Source organism: Lentzea albida (assembly GCF_900111005.1).
GTDB classification, from domain to species: domain Bacteria; phylum Actinomycetota; class Actinomycetes; order Mycobacteriales; family Pseudonocardiaceae; genus Lentzea; species Lentzea albida.
The window spans coordinates 292,545-313,003 of the sequence record NZ_FOFV01000007.1; the positions used below are offsets into that span (position 1 = coordinate 292,545).

The 20,459-nt window shown below is 71.7% G+C and carries 19 protein-coding genes; 10 read left to right on the plus strand and 9 right to left on the minus strand.

Translation table 11 applies throughout. The features are described from left to right. Positions 1 to 141 precede the first annotated feature (141 nt). Positions 142 to 1,539 (plus strand): hypothetical protein, encoded by a 1,398-nt coding sequence (locus BMY74_RS20165; protein WP_143091635.1) that lies wholly within the window; start codon positions 142 to 144, stop codon positions 1,537 to 1,539. Here the strand turns inward: BMY74_RS20165 and BMY74_RS20170 are convergent. Further along, on the minus strand, positions 1,532 to 3,544 hold the full coding sequence (locus BMY74_RS20170) for an FAD-binding oxidoreductase (protein ID WP_089918142.1): 2,013 nt from the start codon (positions 3,542 to 3,544) through the stop codon (positions 1,532 to 1,534). The two genes, BMY74_RS20165 and BMY74_RS20170, sit on opposite strands and share 8 nt — an antisense overlap. A 66-nt stretch (positions 3,545 to 3,610) precedes the next feature. Between BMY74_RS20170 and BMY74_RS20175 the strand changes: the two genes are divergently transcribed. Then, entirely contained in the window at positions 3,611 to 4,234 is a 624-nt protein-coding gene (locus tag BMY74_RS20175; protein ID WP_089918144.1) for a TetR/AcrR family transcriptional regulator, read from the plus strand. Here the strand turns inward: BMY74_RS20175 and BMY74_RS20180 are convergent. Next, entirely contained in the window at positions 4,223 to 4,765 is a 543-nt protein-coding gene (locus BMY74_RS20180; protein ID WP_218159678.1) for a phosphotransferase-like protein, read from the minus strand. The genes BMY74_RS20175 and BMY74_RS20180 overlap by 12 nt on opposite strands. 367 nt (positions 4,766 to 5,132) lie before the next feature. Between BMY74_RS20180 and BMY74_RS20185 the strand changes: the two genes are divergently transcribed. Further along, positions 5,133 to 6,476, plus strand: a complete 1,344-nt coding sequence (locus BMY74_RS20185; protein WP_089918148.1) for a glycoside hydrolase family 10 protein — start codon at positions 5,133 to 5,135, stop codon at positions 6,474 to 6,476. A 187-nt stretch (positions 6,477 to 6,663) separates the two neighbouring features. On the opposite strand, the gene BMY74_RS20190 is transcribed toward BMY74_RS20185, so the two are convergent. Next, a complete protein-coding gene (locus tag BMY74_RS20190) occupies positions 6,664 to 7,461 on the minus strand; it encodes an SAM-dependent methyltransferase (RefSeq protein WP_089918150.1) in 798 nt (265 codons plus the stop codon). A gap of 135 nt (positions 7,462 to 7,596) precedes the next feature. Between BMY74_RS20190 and BMY74_RS20195 the strand changes: the two genes are divergently transcribed. Both BMY74_RS20195 and BMY74_RS20200 read left to right on the plus strand, forming a co-directional pair. Next, positions 7,597 to 8,925, plus strand: coding sequence for a hypothetical protein (locus BMY74_RS20195; RefSeq protein WP_245786251.1), 1,329 nt, complete (start codon positions 7,597 to 7,599; stop codon positions 8,923 to 8,925). A gap of 42 nt (positions 8,926 to 8,967) precedes the next feature. Further along, entirely contained in the window at positions 8,968 to 9,378 is a 411-nt protein-coding gene (locus tag BMY74_RS20200) for a DUF3592 domain-containing protein (protein WP_143091636.1), read from the plus strand. Between the two features lie 34 nt (positions 9,379 to 9,412). Here the strand turns inward: BMY74_RS20200 and BMY74_RS20205 are convergent, their stop codons facing one another. From BMY74_RS20205 to BMY74_RS20220, 4 genes are read right to left on the minus strand one after another with little or no spacing between them, the layout of a single operon-like run. Further along, on the minus strand, positions 9,413 to 9,907 hold the full coding sequence (locus BMY74_RS20205; protein WP_089918155.1) for a cupin domain-containing protein: 495 nt from the start codon (positions 9,905 to 9,907) through the stop codon (positions 9,413 to 9,415). Between the two features lie 6 nt (positions 9,908 to 9,913). After that, positions 9,914 to 10,885 (minus strand): cysteine synthase A, encoded by a 972-nt coding sequence (cysK, locus tag BMY74_RS20210; RefSeq protein WP_089918157.1) that lies wholly within the window; start codon positions 10,883 to 10,885, stop codon positions 9,914 to 9,916. A gap of 22 nt (positions 10,886 to 10,907) precedes the next feature. Then, entirely contained in the window at positions 10,908 to 11,549 is a 642-nt protein-coding gene (gene epsC / locus BMY74_RS20215) for a serine O-acetyltransferase EpsC (RefSeq protein WP_245786252.1), read from the minus strand. Next, entirely contained in the window at positions 11,546 to 12,448 is a 903-nt protein-coding gene (locus BMY74_RS20220) for a DMT family transporter (protein ID WP_089918159.1), read from the minus strand. The genes epsC and BMY74_RS20220 overlap by 4 nt, the downstream gene beginning before the upstream one ends. A gap of 133 nt (positions 12,449 to 12,581) precedes the next feature. Between BMY74_RS20220 and BMY74_RS20225 the strand changes: the two genes are divergently transcribed. Next, positions 12,582 to 15,305 (plus strand): ATP-binding protein, encoded by a 2,724-nt coding sequence (locus BMY74_RS20225; protein WP_089918161.1) that lies wholly within the window; start codon positions 12,582 to 12,584, stop codon positions 15,303 to 15,305. A gap of 90 nt (positions 15,306 to 15,395) precedes the next feature. Further along, positions 15,396 to 16,148 carry an SDR family NAD(P)-dependent oxidoreductase gene (locus tag BMY74_RS20230; RefSeq protein WP_089918163.1) on the plus strand — a complete coding sequence of 251 codons (753 nt, stop codon included), beginning with the start codon at positions 15,396 to 15,398 and terminating at the stop codon, positions 16,146 to 16,148. A gap of 96 nt (positions 16,149 to 16,244) precedes the next feature. Here the strand turns inward: BMY74_RS20230 and BMY74_RS20235 are convergent, their stop codons facing one another. Further along, complete coding sequence (locus tag BMY74_RS20235; RefSeq protein WP_089918164.1) at positions 16,245 to 16,625, minus strand: hypothetical protein; 381 nt, start codon at positions 16,623 to 16,625, stop codon at positions 16,245 to 16,247. A gap of 88 nt (positions 16,626 to 16,713) precedes the next feature. On the opposite strand from BMY74_RS20235, the gene BMY74_RS20240 reads away from it, so the two are divergent. Continuing rightward, positions 16,714 to 17,703 carry a carboxylate-amine ligase gene (locus BMY74_RS20240; RefSeq protein ID WP_177229834.1) on the plus strand — a complete coding sequence of 330 codons (990 nt, stop codon included), beginning with the start codon at positions 16,714 to 16,716 and terminating at the stop codon, positions 17,701 to 17,703. A 7-nt stretch (positions 17,704 to 17,710) separates the two neighbouring features. Continuing rightward, positions 17,711 to 18,697 (plus strand): iron-containing redox enzyme family protein, encoded by a 987-nt coding sequence (locus BMY74_RS20245; RefSeq protein ID WP_245786253.1) that lies wholly within the window; start codon positions 17,711 to 17,713, stop codon positions 18,695 to 18,697. Here BMY74_RS20245 and BMY74_RS20250 read toward each other — a convergent pair. Continuing rightward, entirely contained in the window at positions 18,641 to 19,012 is a 372-nt protein-coding gene (locus tag BMY74_RS20250; RefSeq protein WP_089918170.1) for a DUF6292 family protein, read from the minus strand. The genes BMY74_RS20245 and BMY74_RS20250 overlap by 57 nt on opposite strands. A gap of 164 nt (positions 19,013 to 19,176) precedes the next feature. Between BMY74_RS20250 and BMY74_RS20255 the strand changes: the two genes are divergently transcribed. Continuing rightward, entirely contained in the window at positions 19,177 to 20,367 is a 1,191-nt protein-coding gene (locus tag BMY74_RS20255; RefSeq protein WP_089918171.1) for a zinc-dependent alcohol dehydrogenase, read from the plus strand. The last annotated feature ends 92 nt before the right edge of the window (positions 20,368 to 20,459 follow it).

The following is a 20,459-nucleotide window of genomic DNA, read 5'->3' on the forward strand; positions in this document are numbered from 1 at the left end:
CCGCACGCCGTTGCGGCAGAAGATCCAAAACTCCCGCCGCAGCCATCCCCCACGTCGTGTGGCGCGTCTCCACCACCGAGAGGTCAACACGAACTGGGGTTTCATTTGCGTGCATTGACGATCGGCCTCACGGCCCTACTGATGACGGCGCTCGCGCCCGCGGCTCACGCGGCGCCGCCGTCCAACGACGACTTCGACGGGGCCACCACCATCTCGTCGCTCCCGTTCAAGTCCACGGTGGACACCGCTGAGGCGACGGCGACCGATGACCCGACGTACTGCGACTGGGGCACGAACAGCGTCTGGTTCCGCTACACCGCGCCCGCCGACGGGTTCGTCCGGATGGCGACCGACCGGCCGGAGGACGAGAAGCCCGCCATCTCGGCCTACACGGGCACGCGCGGCGCGTTGACGTGGACGCCGGGCGCCTGCCAGCACCCGTACGGCGGCGGATCGACCACGTTCGCGGTGACCGCGGGCACCACCTACCACTTCCTCCTGCAGGACAGGCGGTTCGCGGGTCCCGTCGAGTTCGCGCTCGAGCTCGTGCCGCGGTCGGTCAACGACGACTTCGCGGCGGCCGCGCCCCTGCCGATCGGCACCGACGTCGCGGGTGATCCCGGACCGGCCACGTTCGAGGCCGGCGAGCCGAGGTCGCTCTGCGACCGGCTGTCCACCCGGTCGCTGTGGTACCGCTTCACGCCCGATCGCGCCGGGATCTTCGCCGCGCAGGTCACCCAGCGCACCAACTCCGCTGCGGTCACGGTCTACCGCGGCACCGCGCTCGGCACACTGTCCGAACTGGACTGCCTCAACTCGTCCCACGACCCGGTGGTCTTCGCGGCGACGCCGGGCGAGACCTACTACGTCCGGGTCGCGAACGACATCTACGGCGCGGAGCCGCTGACGCTGCGACTGGAGGACGCCCCGCGGATCACGCCGACGGTGTCGTGGGTGCTGCCCGCCGCCCCTGGCGTGTTCGACGAGGTCCGGTTCGGCATCGACTCCGGCGACCCCGCCGGGCGCTGGCTCGCGGGCGGCGAGGTCCACTTCGGTGACGGCACGTCGGCGCCGATCACGGCCGTTCCCGGTCAGGCCGAGGTCCGGCACCGGTACGCCGCCGACGGCGAGTACCAGGTGACGATCACCGGGTACACGGCCGACGGCAGGACCGGCAACTCCACGACGACGCTGAACGTCGAGACGCACGACGTGACCCTCGCGGCCGTCAAGGCGCCCGCCGCGGCGAAGGTCGGGGAGACCGGCCAGGTCGAGGTGTCGGTCACCGGTACCCGGTATGCCGAGGACGTCGTCGTGGAGTTGCTGCGCCGCAGGGCGGACGGCTACCACGACGTCGTCGGCACCGTTCGCCGGCACGTGGCGGTGAACAGCACGGAGGTCGTGCCGTTCAGCTACACGTACTCGGCGAACGACGCGGCGCTCGGCAAGGCCACGCTCAAGGCCCGCGTGCGCCTCGACGGGCGGACGGACGACAACCCGGCCGACAACGAGCGCGTCGCCGAGACGACGGTCAGCTGAGTTCCAGGGTGACGTCCGTCAGCGGAGCGCTCGTGCAGGTGAGCACCTCGCCGTCGTCCCGTTGCGGGGACACCTTTCCGGCCAGCAGCTTCACCACGCACTCCCGGCAGCTGCCGACCGTGCACGAGTACGGCATCGGCAGACCGGCCGCGAGCCCGGCGTCGAGCAGCGTCTGACCGGGCTCGACCACCGCGGTGCCCACGCCTTCGACGAGCATCCGTTGAGGCGTGGCGGATCCCGCCGCGGTGGCCGAGCCCGCGTAGCTCTCGACCCGCACCTGCTCGGCGGGGATGCCGAGCCCGTCCAGCGCCTTCCGCACGGTGGCCGTGAGGGCTTCGGGCCCGCACAGGTAGAACCGTGCTCCTGGCGAGAGCGAGAGATCAGTCGTCCACCGCTGTACAGCGGGGACGTCGAGCCGGCCGACGCGCGACGTCAGCACGTGGGTGACCGCGAACCTGCCGGGGTGCGCCTCCGCGAGCGCGGCGAGGTCGGCGGCGAAGATGGTCTCTTCTTCTGTCCTGTTGCTGTAGAGCAGGGCGATGCGGTCGCCTTCCGGCTCGGCCAGCACCGTGCGGATCATGCTCATCATCGGTGTCACACCGCTGCCGGCCGCGATCAGCACCACGTCCTGGCCGGTCTCCACGTGGAAGGCGCCGGACGGGCCGCGCACGGCCACCCGGTCGCCGGCTCGGAGCGAGCGGACGTGCTGGGAGAAACGGCCACCCTTCACCTGCTTGACCGTGACCTCCAGCCGGGTGGTCCCCGGTGCCGACGACGCCGAGTACGGTCTGCGCACCGGAACGCCGCCGACGTCGGCCACCAGCGTGAAGAACTGGCCCGGCCGGAAGTCGAACGGCTCGCCGTCCTCCAGCACCAGCGTGACGGCGCTCGGCGTTTCCTGGCGCACCTCGGCGACCCGCACCTCCCGCAGTGGTTCTTCTTGGGCCACAGCGGAAGGAGGTGCGGTGGCGACCTCGTAGCCCTCCTTGCGCAACCCTGTGCGGTAGGCGAGGTTCATGACCGCCCGCAGCCACTTCACCGGCACGACGCCGGCGATCTTGAGCAGGACCGACCGGCCCTTCACCGTGTTCGCGGCCAGGTGCCGGCCCGCCAGCGCCATCAGGTCCGGTACCTCGCCGCGGGCGGCCGGGTTCCACAGCCGGGCGCGCGTCACGGCGTCGCTCGTGGTCAGCTCGGCGGCTTCGACGTCGACGAGCACCGCGGCGTGCGGTGGCATGCCGCGCAACGACAACGGCTCCAGCACGGCCGGGTCCGCGGTGATCGTCCCCCTCCCGCGGACGTGCAGCACGCCGTTGCGCCCCGGCACGAGCGCGGCGAACGAGAGCCGGTCGTCCGCGAGCAGGTTGTGGAGCGTGTCGGCGCGCCGGTTGCCCCTGCGGTCCGCGATCACGAGCGTGCGGCCGTCCAGGATCCGCGCCACCGCCTGCTGGTCCCCGCGCGGGCTCGTGTCGCTGCCACCCTCGCCGTCCCACGTGGACAACACCAGAAACGGTGCGCTGGCCAGGAAGTCCGCGACACCGGGTGTCGCGAGTGGACCGTCCGCCACCTCGGGAGCGGGGCGCGCGGAGGCGGGCGGTTGCCACAGCCCGGAGCGCAGCACGGCCTGGGCGCAGTGGACGTACACCTCCTCGACGTCGAAGCCGCCGCGACGCACGACACCGTTGACCCGCAACGTCTCCCCGGCTCCCGGCAGGAGGAACAGCAACGACGCCGGCCCGTCGGCGGCATCCGTCTCGAAGGAGATCCGCGTCGGCGACAGCACGCGCGCGAAACCCGGTGCGCCGCCGACGAACGTCGTCCTGCTCGTGCCGTCGGCGTCGCGGTGCCCGAACCCCGCGATCGGGCTGCGCGCCAACACGTCCACGCATCCCTCGTCGAGCGCGGCGAGCTGCTTCAACATGATCATGGATGCCGGACGTCCGACGAGAGCTTCCACCTCCTCCACGGTGCCGATCCGGCCGGAGCTGACGTCTTCGCAGGTCATGACACTATTGTGAGCTTTTGCTCATGTCTTGGATACTCGCTTTTCCAGAGCCTTCGAAAGGACGCCATGCCTGCCTCCGGCCGCGACGTCGAGCCACGTCGGAAGCCCCGCCAGGTGCGCGCGGAACTCACCCGCGACCGCATCCTGACGGCGGCTGCTCACGTTTTCTCCGAGCACGGGTACGCCGCGGGCACCACGAACCGCATCGCCGAGCAGGCCCGCGTCTCGATCGGCTCGCTGTACCAGTACTTCCCGAACAAGGACGCGATCCTGGCCGAGCTGATGGTCCGGCACATCGACCGCGGCACGTGGACGCACGCCGACCGGCTCGACCTCTCCCCCGGCTCGCTGGAGTCCGTGGTGCGAGCGCTGGTCCGCGACGCGATCGACAACCACCGCGACGACCCGCGGCTGCTGCGGATCATGATCGAGGAGGGCCAGCTCTCCGAGGACCTGCGCGAGACGATCACCCGGCACGGCGAACAGCGCGTGGCCGAGGTCCGCGCCGTGTTCGCCCGCCACCCGGACGTGCGCGTGCGCGACCTCGACGCCGCCGTCGACCTCGTCGTGTTCACCGTCGAGCTGAACACGCACCGCTTGGCCGCGTTCGGGCAGCCGGTGGACACGTTCGAGAACGAGCTCGTCGACATGGTGACCCGCTACCTGCGGGGACCGTCCTCAGCGGGCTGACGTCAGCCGGTGGCCCCCCGCCTCGAGCACCCGCCGCACCTCGGCCGCCGTCTGCCCGGCGTCGAGGTGGCCGCTGTCGACCACGTGGTCCTCGAGGTCGCCGAGCCGGGCGAACGCGGCGTGCATGCCGGTGATCGGCTCGACGTCCTGGAGCTCGTCACCCCCGCGTCCGGCCGCCCGCGCCAGGGTGACGTCGAGATCGGGCCTGAGCACCACGTACGAGACCGCCAGCTCGTCGGCTAGAGCGCGGAACGGGTCGAGGAACCAGGGCCCGACGATCCCGTCGACCACGACGTCGTAGCCACCGCGCGCGTAGGCCGCGGCGGCCGTCACGATCGCCCCGACGACGACCTCGTTCTGCTGGTGCGCCTCAGGCAGGTACGGGGGCACGAACCCCGTCCGGATCCAGCGGTAGAACTGGTCGGTCACGAGGTGCACGGACGGGCGGGGCGCACCGGTCGCGAGGAGCCCGGCCACCGTCGTCTTCCCCGCGCCGGGCGGGCCGGTCAGGATGATCACTTCGCCGCTCACGTCCGCGAAAACTAGTGCCACACCGATCCGAGCACCAGTCTTGCGTTCACGGCGCACATCCACCGCCAGAAGGCCCGGCAGTTTTCGAAACATTCACAACGGGCACGATAAAAAACGGGACCAAAGCAGGCCGCTCACCCGCGCGTTCGACGAATATTCGACAGTCGCCCACGGATCACCCGTGCTCAGGGGCCTGGGTCCAGCCGGGTGAACAGGTCTTGATCTGGCGCGCCGCGTCAGTCGATACTTCCGGCGCCCGAGTCGAGCGGCGTGTGGATTTGGCGCAATTCCGCCCGCTCGAACCGGGTTCACGCGATATGCAACCGTCCACTCGCATTCGTGCGGGTGCTATTCAGAAGGCGCCAAAATGACGCTGACAGCGAAGTCAGTTGCACGGGCCGGGCTCGTGTCGACGATCGTCGCCGCCACGGCGGCCGCCGCGCTCTTCGCGGCGACACCCGCGAACGGTGCGGCCTCCACCCTCGCCGCGGCGGCGCAGCAGAGCGGCCGGTACTTCGGCACCGCCGTGGCCGCGAACAAGCTCGGTGACTCGACCTACGTGGGGATCCTGAACCGCGAGTTCGACATGGTCACGGCCGAGAACGAGATGAAGATGGACGCGACCGAGCCGAACCAGAACCAGTTCAGCTACGGCAACGCGGACCGGATCGTGAACCACGCCCGCAACCAGGGCAAACGCGTCCGCGGGCACGCGCTGGCGTGGCACTCGCAGCAGCCGGGCTGGATGCAGAACATGTCCGGTACCGCCCTGCGCAACGCGATGCTCAACCACATCACCCAGGTCGCGACCTACTACCGGGGCAAGATCTACGCCTGGGACGTGGTGAACGAGGCGTTCGCCGACGGCAGCAGCGGTGGCCGTCGCGACTCCAACCTGCAGCGCACCGGCAACGACTGGATCGAGGCCGCGTTCCGCGCGGCCAGGGCGGCCGACCCGAACGCCAAGCTCTGCTACAACGACTACAACACCGACAACTGGTCGCACGCCAAGACCCAGGGCGTCTACCGGATGGTGCAGGACTTCAAGTCCCGCGGCGTCCCGATCGACTGCGTCGGCTTCCAGGCACACTTCAACAGCGGCAACCCCGTCCCGTCCAACTACCACACGACGCTGGGCAACTTCGCCGCTCTCGGCGTGGACGTCCAGATCACCGAACTGGACATCGAGGGCTCCGGCAGCTCCCAGGCCCAGCAGTACCAGGGCGTCACCCAGGCCTGCCTCTCCGTCGCGCGCTGCACCGGCATCACCGTGTGGGGCATCCGCGACAGCGACTCGTGGCGCGCCTCGGGCACCCCGCTGCTGTTCGACGGCAGCGGCAACAAGAAGGCCGCGTACAACTCCGTCCTCAACGTGCTGAACAGCGGCACCGGCACCACCACCCCGCCGACCAGCACCACCACGACGACGTCCAACCCCGGCGGCGGGGGCTGCACGGCGACGTACTCGGAGGGCGAGAAGTGGAATGACCGCTTCAACGGCAACGTGACCGTCACCGGCACCGACAACTGGACCGTGACGGTGACCGTCAGCTCGCCGCAGCGGATCATCGCGACCTGGAACACCAGCGCCACCTGGCCGTCGGCCAACGTGATGGTGGCGCGCCCGAACGGCAACGGCAACACGTTCGGGTTCACCGTCCAACACGGCGGCAACTGGAGCTGGCCCAGCCTCTCCTGCCAGGCCGGCTGATCGACGTGCGGGAGGCCTCCGGCGGCGGCCTCCCGCACGGGGTCGGGCCTCGCGGCCCGCGACCTGGGGTGTGCGGGGAGCCTTCGGCTGGGCTCCCGCACACCTCAGCTCACGAACCCGCTTCGGGCTTTCGCCACCGGCGACGTGCCCGCCGCGCTCAGCGTCCCCGGACTCAACGCCCGGGAACTCAGGCCTTGCGGCCCACCGCCGCCAGCCCCGTGAACCGCTCCGGGTTGTCGTCCACGTCCTCCGGCGACACCGGCCGCCACTGCGGGAAGAACACCACGCCCGGCTCGACGATCTCGAAGCCGTCGAACAGCCCGGTCACCTGCTCCCGCGTGCGCATGGTCATGGGGGTCGCGGTGCGCTGGTACAGGTCCTGGTGCGAGTCGGCCTGGTCCGGCCGTCCCGCCTGGCTGGCGTGCGACAGCACGAGGTAGCTGCCCGGCGCCATCGCCTCGCGGTACTTGGCCACGATGGCCTGCGGGTCGTCGCTGTCGGGGACGAAGTGCAGCACCGCGACCATCATCACGGCGACGGGCTCGTCGAAGTCGAGCAGCGCGCGGACGCCGGGGCTCGACAGCACCTCGTCCGGGCGGCGCAGGTCGGCCTGCACGACGCCGGCGCGGTCGTTGCCGCGCAGGATGTTCTCGCTGTACGCGGCGGCCACCGGGTCGTTGTCCACGTAGACGACCCGGGAGTCCGGCGCGGCGTCCTGGGCGACCTCGTGCACGTTGCCCACGGTCGGGATGCCCGAGCCGAGGTCGAGGAACTGGCGGATGCCGGCGTCGATGCAGAACCGCACGGCGCGGCGCAGGAAGGCGCGGTTCTGCTGCATGATCATCGGCAGGTCCGGCCACAGGCCGATGGCGCGCTCGGCCATCTCGCGGTCGACGGCGAAGTTGTGCGCTCCGCCCAGGTAGTAGTCGTAGACCCGTGCCGCGCTGGGGCGGGTCAGGTCGACACCGCCGGTCTCGTCAGTCATGCCTGCCCCCACCCGTGCGTGATCGACGTCGTGATCGGCACGCTACCCGCTCGCGCGCCGAGATCAACCCATCGGGCCATTCGGCGGGTGACCGCGGCGCGTCAGCGGGGTGCAATGGGCAGACGGAGGTGGGGCATGCGCGCTCGGCTCGTGGTGTCGTTGCTGGGACTGGTCCTCGTCGCGGGCGGTGCTCCCGCCACGGCCTCGCCGGGCGTCCCCGGTGACCAGCCGTTGCCCGGCTACACGATCAGCAACCCGCCGCTCGCGCCCGAGGTGGTGAACGGGAAGCCGACGCGGGTGCTCCAGGGCGTCCACGAGCACTCGGCGTACGTCGTCGAGGTGCCCGCGCAGTGGAACGGCCGCCTCGCCATGTGGGCGCACGGGTACCGCGGCACCGGCACCGTGCTCACCGTGGACCCGCCGTCGTACGGCCTGCGCACCCGGATGCTGAGCCAGGGCTACGCCTGGGCCGCGTCCTCCTATTACGGCAACGGGTACGACGTCCGGGCGGGCGTCCTCGCCACGCACGACCTGGCGAAGCACTTCGGCAGGCTCGTCGCGAAGCCGGAGCAGGTGCTCATCGCCGGGGTCTCGATGGGCGGGCACGTCATCGGCCGGTCGCTGGAGCAGTTCCCCGGCTTCTACGACGGCGCGCTGCCGATGTGCGGGGTGCTCGGCGACCACGAGCTGTTCGACTTCTTCCTCGACTACCAGGTCACCGCGCAGGCGCTCTCCGGGATCGGCTCCTACCCGGTGGCGGCCGACTACCTCACCACCGTCGTGCCGCGCATCCAGGAGGAGCTCGGGCTGACCGGCCTCGTGCCCGGTGGCCCCGACACCGTCACACCGGAGGGCGCCCGGTTCCGGGCGACCGTCGTCGACCGCAGCGGCGGCCCGCGTCCCGGCGCGACGCCCGCGTTCGCGTACTGGAAGGACTTCCTGTTCGGCCTCGCCTCGCCGCCCGCCGACGGTCTCCCGCTCGCGTTCGACCCCGGCAGGCTCGCGACGAACCTCGGCACCCGCTACCAGCCGGCCGAGCTGAACCGCGCGGTGCAGCGGGTGGCGCCGCGCGACTGGCGGTCGCGCCTGTCGCCCGCGCTCACCGAGATCCCGCGGATCACGGGCAGGCCGGGCGTCCCGGTGCTCTCCCTGCACGGCCTGGGCGACCTGTTCGTGCCGTTCTCGATGGAGCAGGAGTACCGGACCGACGTCGCCCGCCACGGCCAGTCGAAGTGGCTGGTGCAGCGGGCGATCAGGACCGTCGACCACTGCGAGTTCTCCCCCGCCGAGGTGGGCACGGCGTGGGACGACCTCGTCAAGTGGACCGGCCGCGGCGCGAAGCCAGCCGGTGACGCCGTCGGAGACCGCTCCACCGTGGCCGCGCCCGCGTTCGGCTGCCGGTTCACCGACCGCGCCGCCTACACCGGTCCGGGCACCAGGAAGCTTTTCTCACCCTGCCCGTGACGTTTTGCCGCCGCGAACGATGTCTCCTGCGAAGGAGGCGTGGTGGCGAAGGTGAAATCGCGACGAGGCCGGCTGCTGGCCGGGCTCTCGCTGGTGGGCGCGCTGATCGGGCTGGTGATCCTGCTCCAGTCCGCGACGGAGCAGAGGTCCTGGCCCAGCGCCGAGGGCACGGTGCAGGAGCGCCTCAAGTCGGGCAAGAGCGCGTCGGTGCGGGTCGAGTACCCGTTGCCGGACGGCAGCAGGCAGGTGGCGACCCTGTCGGAGAACGGGCCCGCGCGGCACCCCGGTGAGCGCGTGACGGTCCGCTACGACCTGGAGGACGGCGAGGTCGTGGACGCCGCGCTGGCCGACAACGACCAGGCGTTCTGGGTGGTCGGCGTGATGCTCGGGGTGGTGGTCCTCGGCGGGATCTTCCTGAACCTCGTCGCCTGGACGCCCGTGCGGGAGGACTGAGGCGGGCGCCCTGCGGGGCGCCCGCCACCTCATCTCAGTGCCGGCCCCAGTTCGGCACGTCGTAGCCGTTCATCGTGACCTCGAACTGGTCGTACTTCGCCATGAGCGTGAGCAGTTCGTCCTCGGTGGGCTTGTTGCCGTCCGCGTACATCTCGGCGAGGCCACGGAAGTACTCCTCGCGGTTGAGCGCGGGCGTGAAGATGATCAGCATCGTGGCCTGGTCCTTGTACGGATTGTGGAACCCGTGCGACACGCCCATCGGGACGTTCACGTACGTGCCGGGCGGCGCGGCGAACGACTTGCCGTCGAGGTGCAGCTCCACCATGCCGTGCAGGACGTAGAACGCCTCCAGCTGTTCGTTGTGGACGTGCGGTGAGGCGCCGGGCGCACCGGGGGCCATCCGGTGCTCGTACAGACCGAGCCGCCCGTCCGTCTCGCTGCCCCTCGCCTTGAAGGTCGTGTGGGTGGTCGTGCCGATCTGCACCGACTCGCCTTCGCCGGGAAGCAGGATGTTGGACACTTGCGTCATGTCTGTTCACTCCTCATTGATGGCGGTGTCGTCGTCCTGGTTGAACCAGGAGAGATAGCGCTCGCCCGTGTCCGGGAACACGGTGACGAGGTTCTTGCCGGCGTACTCGGGCCGTGTGGAGAGCACACGGCAGGCGTGCGCCGCCGCGCCGGAGGAGACCCCGACGAGCAGCCCCGCCGTCCTGGCGAGCTCGCGTGCGGTGTTGTAGGCGTCGTCGTTCGACACCGTGAGGACCTCGTCGATCAGGCCGACGTCGGTCGTGTCGGCCACGAAGCCGCCGTTGAGGCCGGGGATGCGGTGCAGGCCGCCCCAGCCCTGGCTGATCACCGGCGACCCCTCGGGCTCGACCGCGACGACGCGGACCGCGGGGTTGCGCTCCTTGAGGTACTTCGCGGTGCCGCTGAGCGTTCCGCCGGTGCCGACGCCGCAGACGAAGACGTCGACCTCGCCGTCGGTGTCGTTCCAGATCTCCGGGCCGGTGGTGGCGTAGTGCGCGGCCACGTTGTCGGAGTTCTCGTGCTGGCAGGCGAACCACGACCCCGGCCGTTCGCGGTAGATCTCCTCGGCCTTGGCGATCGCGGCGACGTAGCCCTCCTGGTACGGCGTCAGCACGATCTCCGCGCCGAACGCGCGCAGCAGCTGCAGGCGTTCGGTGGTCGCGCTGTCCGGCAGGACGATCACGCACCGGTAGCCGCGGGCCGCGGCGATCGACGCCATGGAGATGCCCGTGTTGCCGGACGTGGCCTCGACGATCGTGCCCGAGCCGCGGACGAGCTGACCGCGTTCCTCCGCGCCGTTGATCATGTACAGCGCGGCCCTGTCCTTCACGCTGGACAACGGGTTCGCCATCTCGAGCTTGGCGTACAGGTGCGCGGTCGTCACGCCGAGGTCGAGCCGGACGGTGGGCGTGCCGCCGATCAGCTCGTCGATCGAGCGGGCCGGCGGGCGTTTGGTGAGCGGACTGACCCGGGTCTCCACGAGCTCTCCGATCGGTTGGGTGTCACCAGCTGGGGAAGACGGCCGCGCCCTTGTGCTTCTGCCCCGCCACGACGACGGACTGGCGCGGCCTCGCCGCCTTCGCCACGCTGCGGCTCGACCTCAGGTTCGGGATCGAGAACGGCGCGAGGACGCGGGAGTCGGCCGGCACGTCGCGGATCACGAGCGCCTGCGCGCCCACCACGGAGTCGTGGCCGACGGTGATCGGGCCGAGCAGCGTCGCGTTGGCCCCGACCACCACCCGGTCGCCGAGCTTCGGGTGGCGGCGGGAGCCCTCGGGGCGCTGGTTGTCGTGCCACCACCCGACGGCGCCGAGCGTGACCTGGTGGAAGATCGTGACGTCGTCGCCGATCACGACCGTCTCGCCGATCACGACACCCGCGCCGTGGTCGATGAAGAAGCCGCGGCCGATCGTCGCGCCGGGGTGGATCTCGATGCCGCCGGTCAGCAGCCGGGCGACGACCATGACGAGCCGGGCGCTGCGCCGGTGACCCCGCAGGTGCAGCAGGTGCGACACGCGCCAGCCCCAGATCGCGATGACCGTCGGGTGCAGCAACGCCTCGCTGCGCGACAGGATCGACGGGTCGCGGTCCATGACCATGTCGAGGTCGGCGGTGATCGCGCGGAGCAGCGCCCGCGGCGTCACCGGACCGCCCCCACCTTCTCCTTGCGGAGCTGGCCCAGGCGGTTCTCCGCGTAGGCCACGCCGACGAGCACGACCAGGCCACCGGCCAGGAGGTTCCACGTCACGGGCTCACCGAGGAACAGCACGCTGACGAGCACCGCGAACACCGGCACCACGTAGTTGACCGCGGACGCCGTGGTGGCGCCGACGTCGCCGATGAGGCGGAAGTACAGCACGTACGCCAGACCGGTGCTGAGCAGGCCGAGCAGCACGATGCTCGCCGTCACCGGGCCGGTGAACTCGGGCGTGCGCCACCCCAGGAACGGCGTCACGACCGCCTGCAGCACGGCCGCCGCCACGAGCTGCGACGCGGCCAGCGCCAGGGGCGCCAACCCCAGCGGCGACAGGTACTTCCGCACGTACACGAAGCCGATCGCGTAGCTCACGGCCGCGCCGAAGCACGCCAGCCGTCCGCTGAGCGAGCCGAGCGACTCGTGCCACGGGCCGATCAGCAGCACCACGCCGACGAAGCCGAGCGCGAGGCCGACCGCCTTGCGGGAGGTGGCCCGCTCGGTCGGCAGCGCGGCGGTCGCCAGTGCCAGCGTCAGCAGCGGAGTGGCGCCGATCAGCACGCCCGCGATGCCGGCGCCGGTGGTCTTCTCGCCGTAGGACAACAACAGGAACGGGATCACGTTGCCGAACAACCCGGCGGCCGCGATGTGGCCCCAGATCTGCGCGGACCGCGGCAGCGCCACCTTGCGGAGCGCGGCGATCGACAGCAGCACGGCCGCGCCGAGGACGAGTCTGCTGAGCACGAGCTGTCCCGGTGTCAGCCCTTCCAGGGAGACCTTGATGAAGGTGAAGCTGCTTCCCCACAGCAGCGCCAGCAGCAGGAAGCGCGCGACAGATGCCTTGTCCATTGCTTCTCGATTCGGGTCATCAGTCAGTAGTCGTTTGGACACTTCAGCAGAGGCGACTAGTGCCTCGCTCAAGCGAACGGCGCAGTCGCCCACGCCGGCCCGGCGGCGGGCGGACACGACATAGGCTCTGGCCATGTTGGTCGGCCGGGACGGTGAACGGGACCACGTCGAGCGGGTGCTGGGGCTGGCGCCGGCCGGTCGCAGCGCGGCGCTGGTCGTCCGGGGTGAGGCGGGGATCGGCAAGTCGGCGTTGCTCGACCACGCCGTGGCCGCGGCGGACGGGATGCGGGTCCTGCGGGGTGTCGGGATCGAGTCCGAGGCGGAACTGGCGTTCGGCGCGCTGCACCTCCTGCTGTACCCGTACCTCGACCGGCTCGACCTGCTGCCCGGACCGCAGGCCGACGCGTTGCGCGGTGCGTTCGGCCTGAGCGGCGACACGACGACGACGCCGTTCCTGATCGGTGCGGCGACCTTGACGCTGCTCGCCGAGCTGGCCTCGGAGCAGCCGTTGTTGTGCGTGGTCGACGACGCGCAGTGGCTCGACCGGGGGTCGTCGGACGCGTTGCTGTTCGCCGCGCGGCGGTTCCAGGCGGATCCGGTCGTCATGCTGTTCGCGGTCCGCGACACGGCGGTGCCCTTCCCCACGCCCGGCATCGAGGAGCTGCGCCTGCAGGACCTGTCGCCGGAGGCGGCGGCAGGGCTGCTCGACGAGCGCAGCCCGGGGCTGACGGCGCCGATGCGGGCGCGGGTCCTGGAGGAGGCGGGCGGCAACCCGCTCGCGTTGCTGGAACTCGGCGCGGCGAGGCTGGCCGCGCAACGCGAGGGGCGGGCCGAACCGGCGCACCAGGTCGGGCCGCTGCCGGTCACGCGCCGGGTGCAGGACGCGTTCCGCGCACAGGTCGTCGGCCTGCCGCCGGCGTGCCAGTCGATCCTGCTGGTCGCCGCCGCCGACCGGTTCGCCGGGATGGAGACGGTGCTGCGGGTGGCCCGCGCGGTCGGTGCGGACGTCTCCGACCTGGACGCGGCCGAACGCGCGGGGCTGATCGGCGTGGCGGACGGCGAGCTCGTGTTCCGGCACCCGCTCGTGCGGGCCGCCGCCTACCAGTGCGCCACGCACCACCAGCGGATCGCGGTGCACCGGGCGTTCGCCGAGGCGCTCACGACCCCGGAGGTGCTGGACCGCCGCGCCTGGCACCTGGCCGCCGCCACGACCGAGCCGGACGAGGCCGTGGCCGCCGAGCTCGAACGGACCGCGTTGCGCGCCGAACGCCGTGGTGGCGCGATGGCCGTGTCCGCCGCGTACGACCGCGCGGGACGCCTGAGCGTGGACCCGGAGCTCAAGGCGAGGCGCATCGCCAAGGCCGCGCTCGCCGCCTACGACGCGGGCAAGCCCGACCGCGCGGCACGACTGGCCGTCGAGGTCACCTCGCTCACCGGTGATCCGGCCGTGGTCGCCGACGTGACGCTGCTGCGCGGCCAGATCGAGTACGAGCGGAAGTCGCCCGAGGCGGACGCGGCGCTGGCGTGCGAGGCGGCGCGGCTCGTCCTGGACAGCGACCCGGAACGCGCCCTCGTGATGCTGACGGAGATGGCCTGCGCGAGCCGTGACGCGGGCGCGCTGCGCCTGGTCGCCGAGAGCGGCCGGCTCATGGCACGGCTGCGGCTGGAACCCGGCTCGCGGGCCAGGGCGTCGGCCGACGCGCAGATCAGCTGGGGCGACCTGCTGAGCGGCAGGCCGGAGGGCGCCGCCGGTCCGTTGCGCGCGATGGTGGAGATCGGCCGGCTGCCGGGCGAGGACACGATGCACCGGGTCGTGGCCGGGTTCAGCGGCCTGATGCTGGCCGACGACCGGGCGACCGCCGCGGTGATGGAGGCGATGCTGGCCGAGGTGCGCGCGAGCGGTGCGCTGACCTGGATCCCCTACGCGCAGGAGGTCCTGGCGTTCGCCGAGATGCTGCGCGGTGACTTCCTCGGCGCGCAGACGGCCCTGGCCGAGGCCGTGGCGCTCAGCCGCGAGTTCGGGATGGACACGGAGGTCGCCCTGCTGCGGGCGACGTCCGTGTGGCTCGCCGCGGTGCGGGGCGACGAGGAGCACTGCCGTTCGGTGGCCGCGGAGGTGCTGCCGCTCCTCGACGGGCGGCACGCCGTCGGGTCCGCGCTCGTGTTCTGGGGCCTCGGCCTGCTGGACCTCGCCGCCGGGCGGTACGGGGCGGCGTTCGACGCGCTGCACACCGTCTGCACCGGCCCGGCCCGCTACGACTTCCCCATCCGCGCGGTCCCGGACCTGGTCGAGGCCTGCGTGCGCGACGGAGACCCCGACCGCGTCACCGAGCAGCTCGCGGCGTTCGAGCGGTGGGCGGCGCACGTGGGCAGCCCGGTCGCGACGGCACTGCTGCGGCGCTGCCAGGCCATGGTCGAGGACTCCGAGGAGCACTACCGCGCGGCGCTGGACCTGCACGCCGTGCACGGCGGCCGGTTCGACGAGGCCAGGACGCGGCTGCTGCACGGCGAATGGCTGCGCCGAAGACGCCGCCGCGGCGAGGCGCGCACCGAACTGACCGCCGCCCTGGCCGGCTTCACGCGGCTGGGAGCGCCCGCGTGGGAGGCACGCGCCCGCACCGAGCTCACCGCGCTCGGCGAACGCCCGGCGCTCGACCCGGTGGCCGACGACGTCCTGAAGAACCTGACCCCGCAGGAGGTGCAGGTCGTCCGGCTCGCCGCGGCGGGCCTGAGCAACAAGGAGATCGGCGCGCAGCTGTTCCTGAGCCCGCGCACGATCGGTCACCACCTGTACCGCGCCTACCCCAAGCTGGGCGTCACCCGACGGATCGAACTCGCGCAGCTGGGCCTCGGATGACTTACCCGGCCCGCCTGACGCCAGTCACGTGACCGATGTGGACCCCGGTCGCCGGCCCCTAGCTTCTCCAGCGACGAGAAGGAGACCACCATGTTGCTGGAGAACAAGACCGCGGTGATCTACGGGGGCGGCGGCTCGATCGGCGGTGCGATGGCCGACGCCTTCGCCGCGGAGGGAGCACGCGTGTTCCTGGCCGGCAGGACGCCCGCGAAGCTCGAGGCCGTGGCGGAACGCATCCGCGCGGCGGGCGGCCAGGCCGAGACCGCCGTCGTCGACGCCACCGACGCGGCCGCCGTGAACGACCACGTCGACGCCGTGGTCGAGAAGACCGGCAGCGTCGACGTGTCGGTCAACGTCATCACCGGCGAGGGCAACTTCCAGCCGCTGGCGGACATCCCGGTGGACGCCTTCGCCGGCGCCGTCGCGAGGGCCCTCACCACGCAGCTGATCACCACCAGGGCCGCCGCCCGCCACATGGTGAAGCAGGAGTCGGGCGTGCTGCTGTTCTTCGGCGGCTCCGACCCCGCGAACGCGATGGCGGGCATGGGCAACGTGCAGGTCGGCTTCGACGCCGTCGAGGCGCTGCGCCGCCAGTGGGCCGTGGAGCTCGCCCCGCACGGCGTCCGCACCGTGACGCTGCTGACCGGGGGCATCATCGACACGTTCCCGGACGTCCCGGAGATGGAGGGGCCGCGGCAGGGCATCATCAACGGCTCGCCGCTGAAGCGGGCGGCGACGATGTCCGACGTGGGGGCTGTGGCCGCGTTCGTGGCCTCGGAGAAGGGGCGGAGCATCACCTCGACGCAGGTGAACATCTCGGTGGGGGCCTGTTACGGCGGCTGACGGGCCGAGACCGGCGGCGGGCGCGCCGGGGAGGACAGGCGCGCCCGCCGGCGGTGGTTCGCACTTCCAGCCGTGCCCGACAGGGCGGCCGACCCCTCAGTCGTCGTACGCCTCGGCGCTGCGCCGCTGCCGCTCGCGCTTCAGCTCCTTCTCGAACACGTGCCGCTGCCCGTCCGCCAGGTCGTCCCGGACGGCGCGCTCCACCTCGCGGAACACCTCGTAGTACATGTCGTCGTACTCCTCGACGATCTGGAACGTCCACCGGCCCGGCAGGACGTTGCGGCCGAGGAGCTCCCGTTGCACGCGCTTCGCGTGGTCGGGGTGTCCCGCTTCGCGCAGCAGGGTGATGGCGTCGCCCAGCTCGAAGTCCGCCGTGCCGGTGAGCTGGTGGAACGAGTACAGGTGGCCGCGGGCCCGTTCGGTGGTCTCGAGGGCCTTGCGCAGCTTGCCGAGCGCCTCGGTCGTCTTGTCGTCCATGCCGTTCCGAATACCCACGGCGGTTCGTCTCTACCAACGCCGGGTAACCGGGGGGCCGCAACATTCCGACGAAGAGCGGAGATGGCGCTTGCCTGACGCGTGTGCCGACACCGTTGGCGTCGAAGAAGAGTTCCTGCTCGTCGATCCCGCTTCCCGGCGGACCGTGTTGCGCGCGGACGCCGTGCTCAGGCGCCTGCGGGACACGGAGCTGACCAAGTTCCACGCGGAGCTGGCCGCCACGCAGGTGGAGGCGGCGACCGGGCCGTGCACCACCATGGACGAGCTCCGGCAGGCACTGACCCGGGCACGGGAGTCGGTCGCCGCGGCCGCCGAGGCCGAGGGCCTGGAACTGCTCTCCCGCGGCACGCCGACCAAGGCGGCGAACCGCCCGGTGGTGACGAACGGCGCGCGGTACCACCGCGTTCTCGACACGTACGCGGGTGTCATCGAGGACTACGAGGCCTCCGGGTGCCACGTGCACGTCGGCGTCCCCGACCGGGAGACGGCGGTGGCGGTGGTGAACCACCTCAGGCCCTGGCTGCCGACGCTCCTCGCTCTCTCCGCCAACTCCCCCGACCACGGCTACGCGAGCTGGCGGATGGTGCTGCAGTCGCGGTTCCCGGGTTCCGGGGTGCCGCCGCTGTTCGCGGACGCCGCCGACTACGACGCCCAGGTCGCGCGGATGGTCGCGTGCGGGACGCTGGTGGACTCCGCGCAGTCGTTCTGGCTGCTGCGCCTGGCCTCGAAGTTCCCGACGGTGGAGTTCCGGGCCGCCGACGCCGCCGCCTCGGTCGACGACGCGGTCCTGCAGGCGGCGCTGTCCCGCGCGCTCGTGCACACGGCGAACGAGGACGTGCAACGCGGCAACGAGCCTCCTGCGGTCCGTGACGACGTGCTCGCCGCCGCCGTGTGGACCGCCTCGCGGTACGGCATCGACGGCGTGGGCGTCGACCCGTGGCGCGAGTGCCGGGTACCCGCCACCGCCGTGCTGGAGGACCTCGTGAAGCACGTGACCCCGGCGCTGGAGGAACGCGGCGAGCTGGAACTGGTGCATCACTTGCTCGCGCAGCGGGTATGACCCCGGAGTGCACCTTCCCTCACCTCGTGGCCCGCTGTCCGAACAGGTCGTCGCCGCACTGAGCGGCGACCCGGACGGGCGCCCGATCGCGTTCACGGCCGCCGACCCGTACGGCGAGGACCTCACCATCGCCCTGCACACGCTGTACGAACTGCACTACTGCGGTTTCGACGGCGTGAACCCGGAGTGGGAGTGGGACCCGGAACTGCTGCGGCTGCGCGCCCAGGCCGAACGCGTCTTCCTGGACGCCCTGCGGTCCGATGTGGACGGCGGCGACGACCTCGACGCCGAACTCGGGGCGTTGCTGGTGGAGCACGTCCCCGGCAACGGCGTCTCGCACCACCTGCGCGACCACGGGACCTGGGAGCAGATGTGCGAGTACTTCGCGCACCGCTCGGTCTACCACCACAAGGAGGCGGACCCGCACGCGTGGGTGATCCCCCGGCTGCGGGGCAGGGCGAAGGCCGCTCTGGTGGCGGTGGAGTTCGACGAGTTCGGCGGCGGCAAGGCCGACCGGATGCACTCGCGCCTCTACGCCGACCTGCTCGACGGCGCGGGGATGTCGTCGGACTACCTGCACTACCTCGACGACGTGCCGGCGCCCGCCATCGCGATCGTCAACATGATGTCGCTGTTCGGCCTGCACCGGTCGCTGCGGGGCGCCCTGGTCGGCCACTTCGCCGCCGCCGAGATCACCACCGCGCCGAGCGCCCAGCGGATGGCGCAGGCGTTGACGCGTCTGGAGGCCGACCCGCGCTGCGTCGAGTTCTTCACCGAGCACATCGAGGCCGACGCCGTGCACGAGCAGATCATGCGCAACGACGTCATCGGCTCCTTGCTGGAGCAGGAACCGGGTCTCCGGGGCGACGTCGTGTTCGGTATCCAGGCGACCGAGCACCTGGAGTCACGCCTCGCGAACCACCTGCTGTCGGCCTGGTCAGCTGACGAGTCGTCGCTGCGCACCCGTCTGCGGTGGCTGGCGCCGCAGCACTGACCGGACCCATCGCGCGACCGCGGCGGGCGACTGCCGCGGTCCGGCGAGCCGGTCGATCACCACGAGGGAGCCGTCCGCCGGGTTCTCCGCGGCCACGGACCAGCCGTCGTCCTGGGCCCACAGCAACGCCACGTCGTGACCGGGGAAGCCCGGCGCCCGGCCGTCCACCGCCACGTACGCGTTCCAGGAGCCGTCGACGTGGTCGAGGTAGCCGTAGCCGGAGAGCCCCGCCGCGTCGAGGACGTCGTCGACGTACCGGCGCAACCGGCGGGCCGTGTCGTCGGAGTCGAAGTGGAAACCGGTCTGCACGCTCATCAGTCCACCGCCGTCGCACGCAGGAACTCGAAGCGCCGACTGCTTGACGTAAGGCAGTCCTACCCCGGGCCTGGCCACGCGAAACGGAATCCGCGCCGGGTTTGTCAGGAGATCACCAGGGCACCCGACGACCGTCCTCAGCAGCCAGTCGAAGTGGAGCGACGATGAAGGCGGTCACCTGGCACGGCAAGCGCGACGTCCGCGTGGACGCGGTGCCGGACCCCAGGATCGAAACGCCGACGGACGCGGTCATCCGCGTCACGTCGACCGGCGTGTGCGGTTCGGACCTGCACCTGTACGAGGTCCTCGGCCCGTTCATGACCGAGGGCGACGTGCTGGGCCACGAACCGATGGGCGTCGTCGAGGAGGTCGGCGCCGAGGTCACCTCGCTCAAGCCGGGCGACCGGGTGGTGGTGCCGTTCAACATCTCCTGCGGCCACTGCTTCATGTGCGACCGCGGCCTGCAGTCGCAGTGCGAGACCACCCAGGTCACCGACCAGGGCAAGGGCGCCGCGCTGTTCGGCTACACCAGGCTCTACGGCCAGGTGCCGGGCGGGCAGGCCGAGTACCTGCGGGTGCCGCAGGCGCACTACGGGCCGATCAAGGTCCCGGACGGCCCGCCGGACGACCGCTTCGTCTACCTCTCCGACGTGCTGCCGACCGCCTGGCAGGCCGTCCAGTACGCCGAGGTCCCGCAGGGCGGCTCGGTCGTGGTCTTCGGCCTCGGCCCGATCGGGCAGATGAGCGCCCGCATCGCGCTCCACCAGGGCGCCGGCCTGGTCATCGGCGTCGACCTCGTCCAGGAACGCCTCGCCCGTGCCGAAGCGCGTGGTGTGACCGTGCTCGACACCCGCGACCACGACCGCATCGGCGACGCGATCCGCGAGCTCACCGGCGGCCGCGGCGCGGACTCCGTCATCGACGCGGTGGGCATGGAGGCGCACGGCGCCCCGGCCGCCCGGCTCGCCCACAACCTGGTCGCCGCGCTGCCCCAGGCGGCCGGCGCACTGCTCACCGAGAAGGCGGGCATCGACCGGCTCAGCGTGCTCTACGCCGCCATCGACGCCGTGCGGCGCGGCGGCACCATCTCGCTGTCCGGCGTGTACGGCGGCATGATCGACCCGATGCCCATGATGGAGCTGTTCGACAAGCAGATCCGGCTGCACATGGGACAGGCGAACGTCCGCCGCTGGGTCGACGAGATCCTGCCGCTGCTCACCGGCTCCGACGACCCCCTCGGCGTGGACGACTTCGCGACGCACCGGCTGCCGCTCGAGGACGCGCCGCGCGCGTACGAGATGTTCCAGAAGAAGGAGAACGGCGCGCAGAAGATCTTGCTACAGCCGTCGGGCTGACGGAGGGGCGCGGTGGCTGGCTCGGTGGTGCAGGCCGGCCACCGCGCGCCGTGTTCCCTGCCGCACTCGCGCCGTGTTCCCTGCCGCACCAC

What these genes read in the sequence shown, in the direction of transcription:
- BMY74_RS20165 (WP_143091635.1), top strand. Translation starts at nt 142, where the DNA reads ATGACGGCGCTCGCGCCCGCGGCTCACGCGGCGCCGCCGTCCAACGAC.
- BMY74_RS20170 (WP_089918142.1), bottom strand. Translation starts at nt 3,544, where the DNA reads ATGACCTGCGAAGACGTCAGCTCCGGCCGGATCGGCACCGTGGAGGAG.
- BMY74_RS20175 (WP_089918144.1), top strand. Translation starts at nt 3,611, where the DNA reads ATGCCTGCCTCCGGCCGCGACGTCGAGCCACGTCGGAAGCCCCGCCAG.
- BMY74_RS20185 (WP_089918148.1), top strand. Translation starts at nt 5,133, where the DNA reads ATGACGCTGACAGCGAAGTCAGTTGCACGGGCCGGGCTCGTGTCGACG.
- BMY74_RS20190 (WP_089918150.1), bottom strand. Translation starts at nt 7,461, where the DNA reads ATGACTGACGAGACCGGCGGTGTCGACCTGACCCGCCCCAGCGCGGCA.
- BMY74_RS20195 (WP_245786251.1), top strand. Translation starts at nt 7,597, where the DNA reads ATGCGCGCTCGGCTCGTGGTGTCGTTGCTGGGACTGGTCCTCGTCGCG.
- BMY74_RS20205 (WP_089918155.1), bottom strand. Translation starts at nt 9,907, where the DNA reads ATGACGCAAGTGTCCAACATCCTGCTTCCCGGCGAAGGCGAGTCGGTG.
- BMY74_RS20220 (WP_089918159.1), bottom strand. Translation starts at nt 12,448, where the DNA reads ATGGACAAGGCATCTGTCGCGCGCTTCCTGCTGCTGGCGCTGCTGTGG.
- BMY74_RS20225 (WP_089918161.1), top strand. Translation starts at nt 12,582, where the DNA reads ATGTTGGTCGGCCGGGACGGTGAACGGGACCACGTCGAGCGGGTGCTG.
- BMY74_RS20230 (WP_089918163.1), top strand. Translation starts at nt 15,396, where the DNA reads ATGTTGCTGGAGAACAAGACCGCGGTGATCTACGGGGGCGGCGGCTCG.
- BMY74_RS20235 (WP_089918164.1), bottom strand. Translation starts at nt 16,625, where the DNA reads ATGGACGACAAGACGACCGAGGCGCTCGGCAAGCTGCGCAAGGCCCTC.
- BMY74_RS20250 (WP_089918170.1), bottom strand. Translation starts at nt 19,012, where the DNA reads ATGAGCGTGCAGACCGGTTTCCACTTCGACTCCGACGACACGGCCCGC.
- BMY74_RS20255 (WP_089918171.1), top strand. Translation starts at nt 19,177, where the DNA reads ATGAAGGCGGTCACCTGGCACGGCAAGCGCGACGTCCGCGTGGACGCG.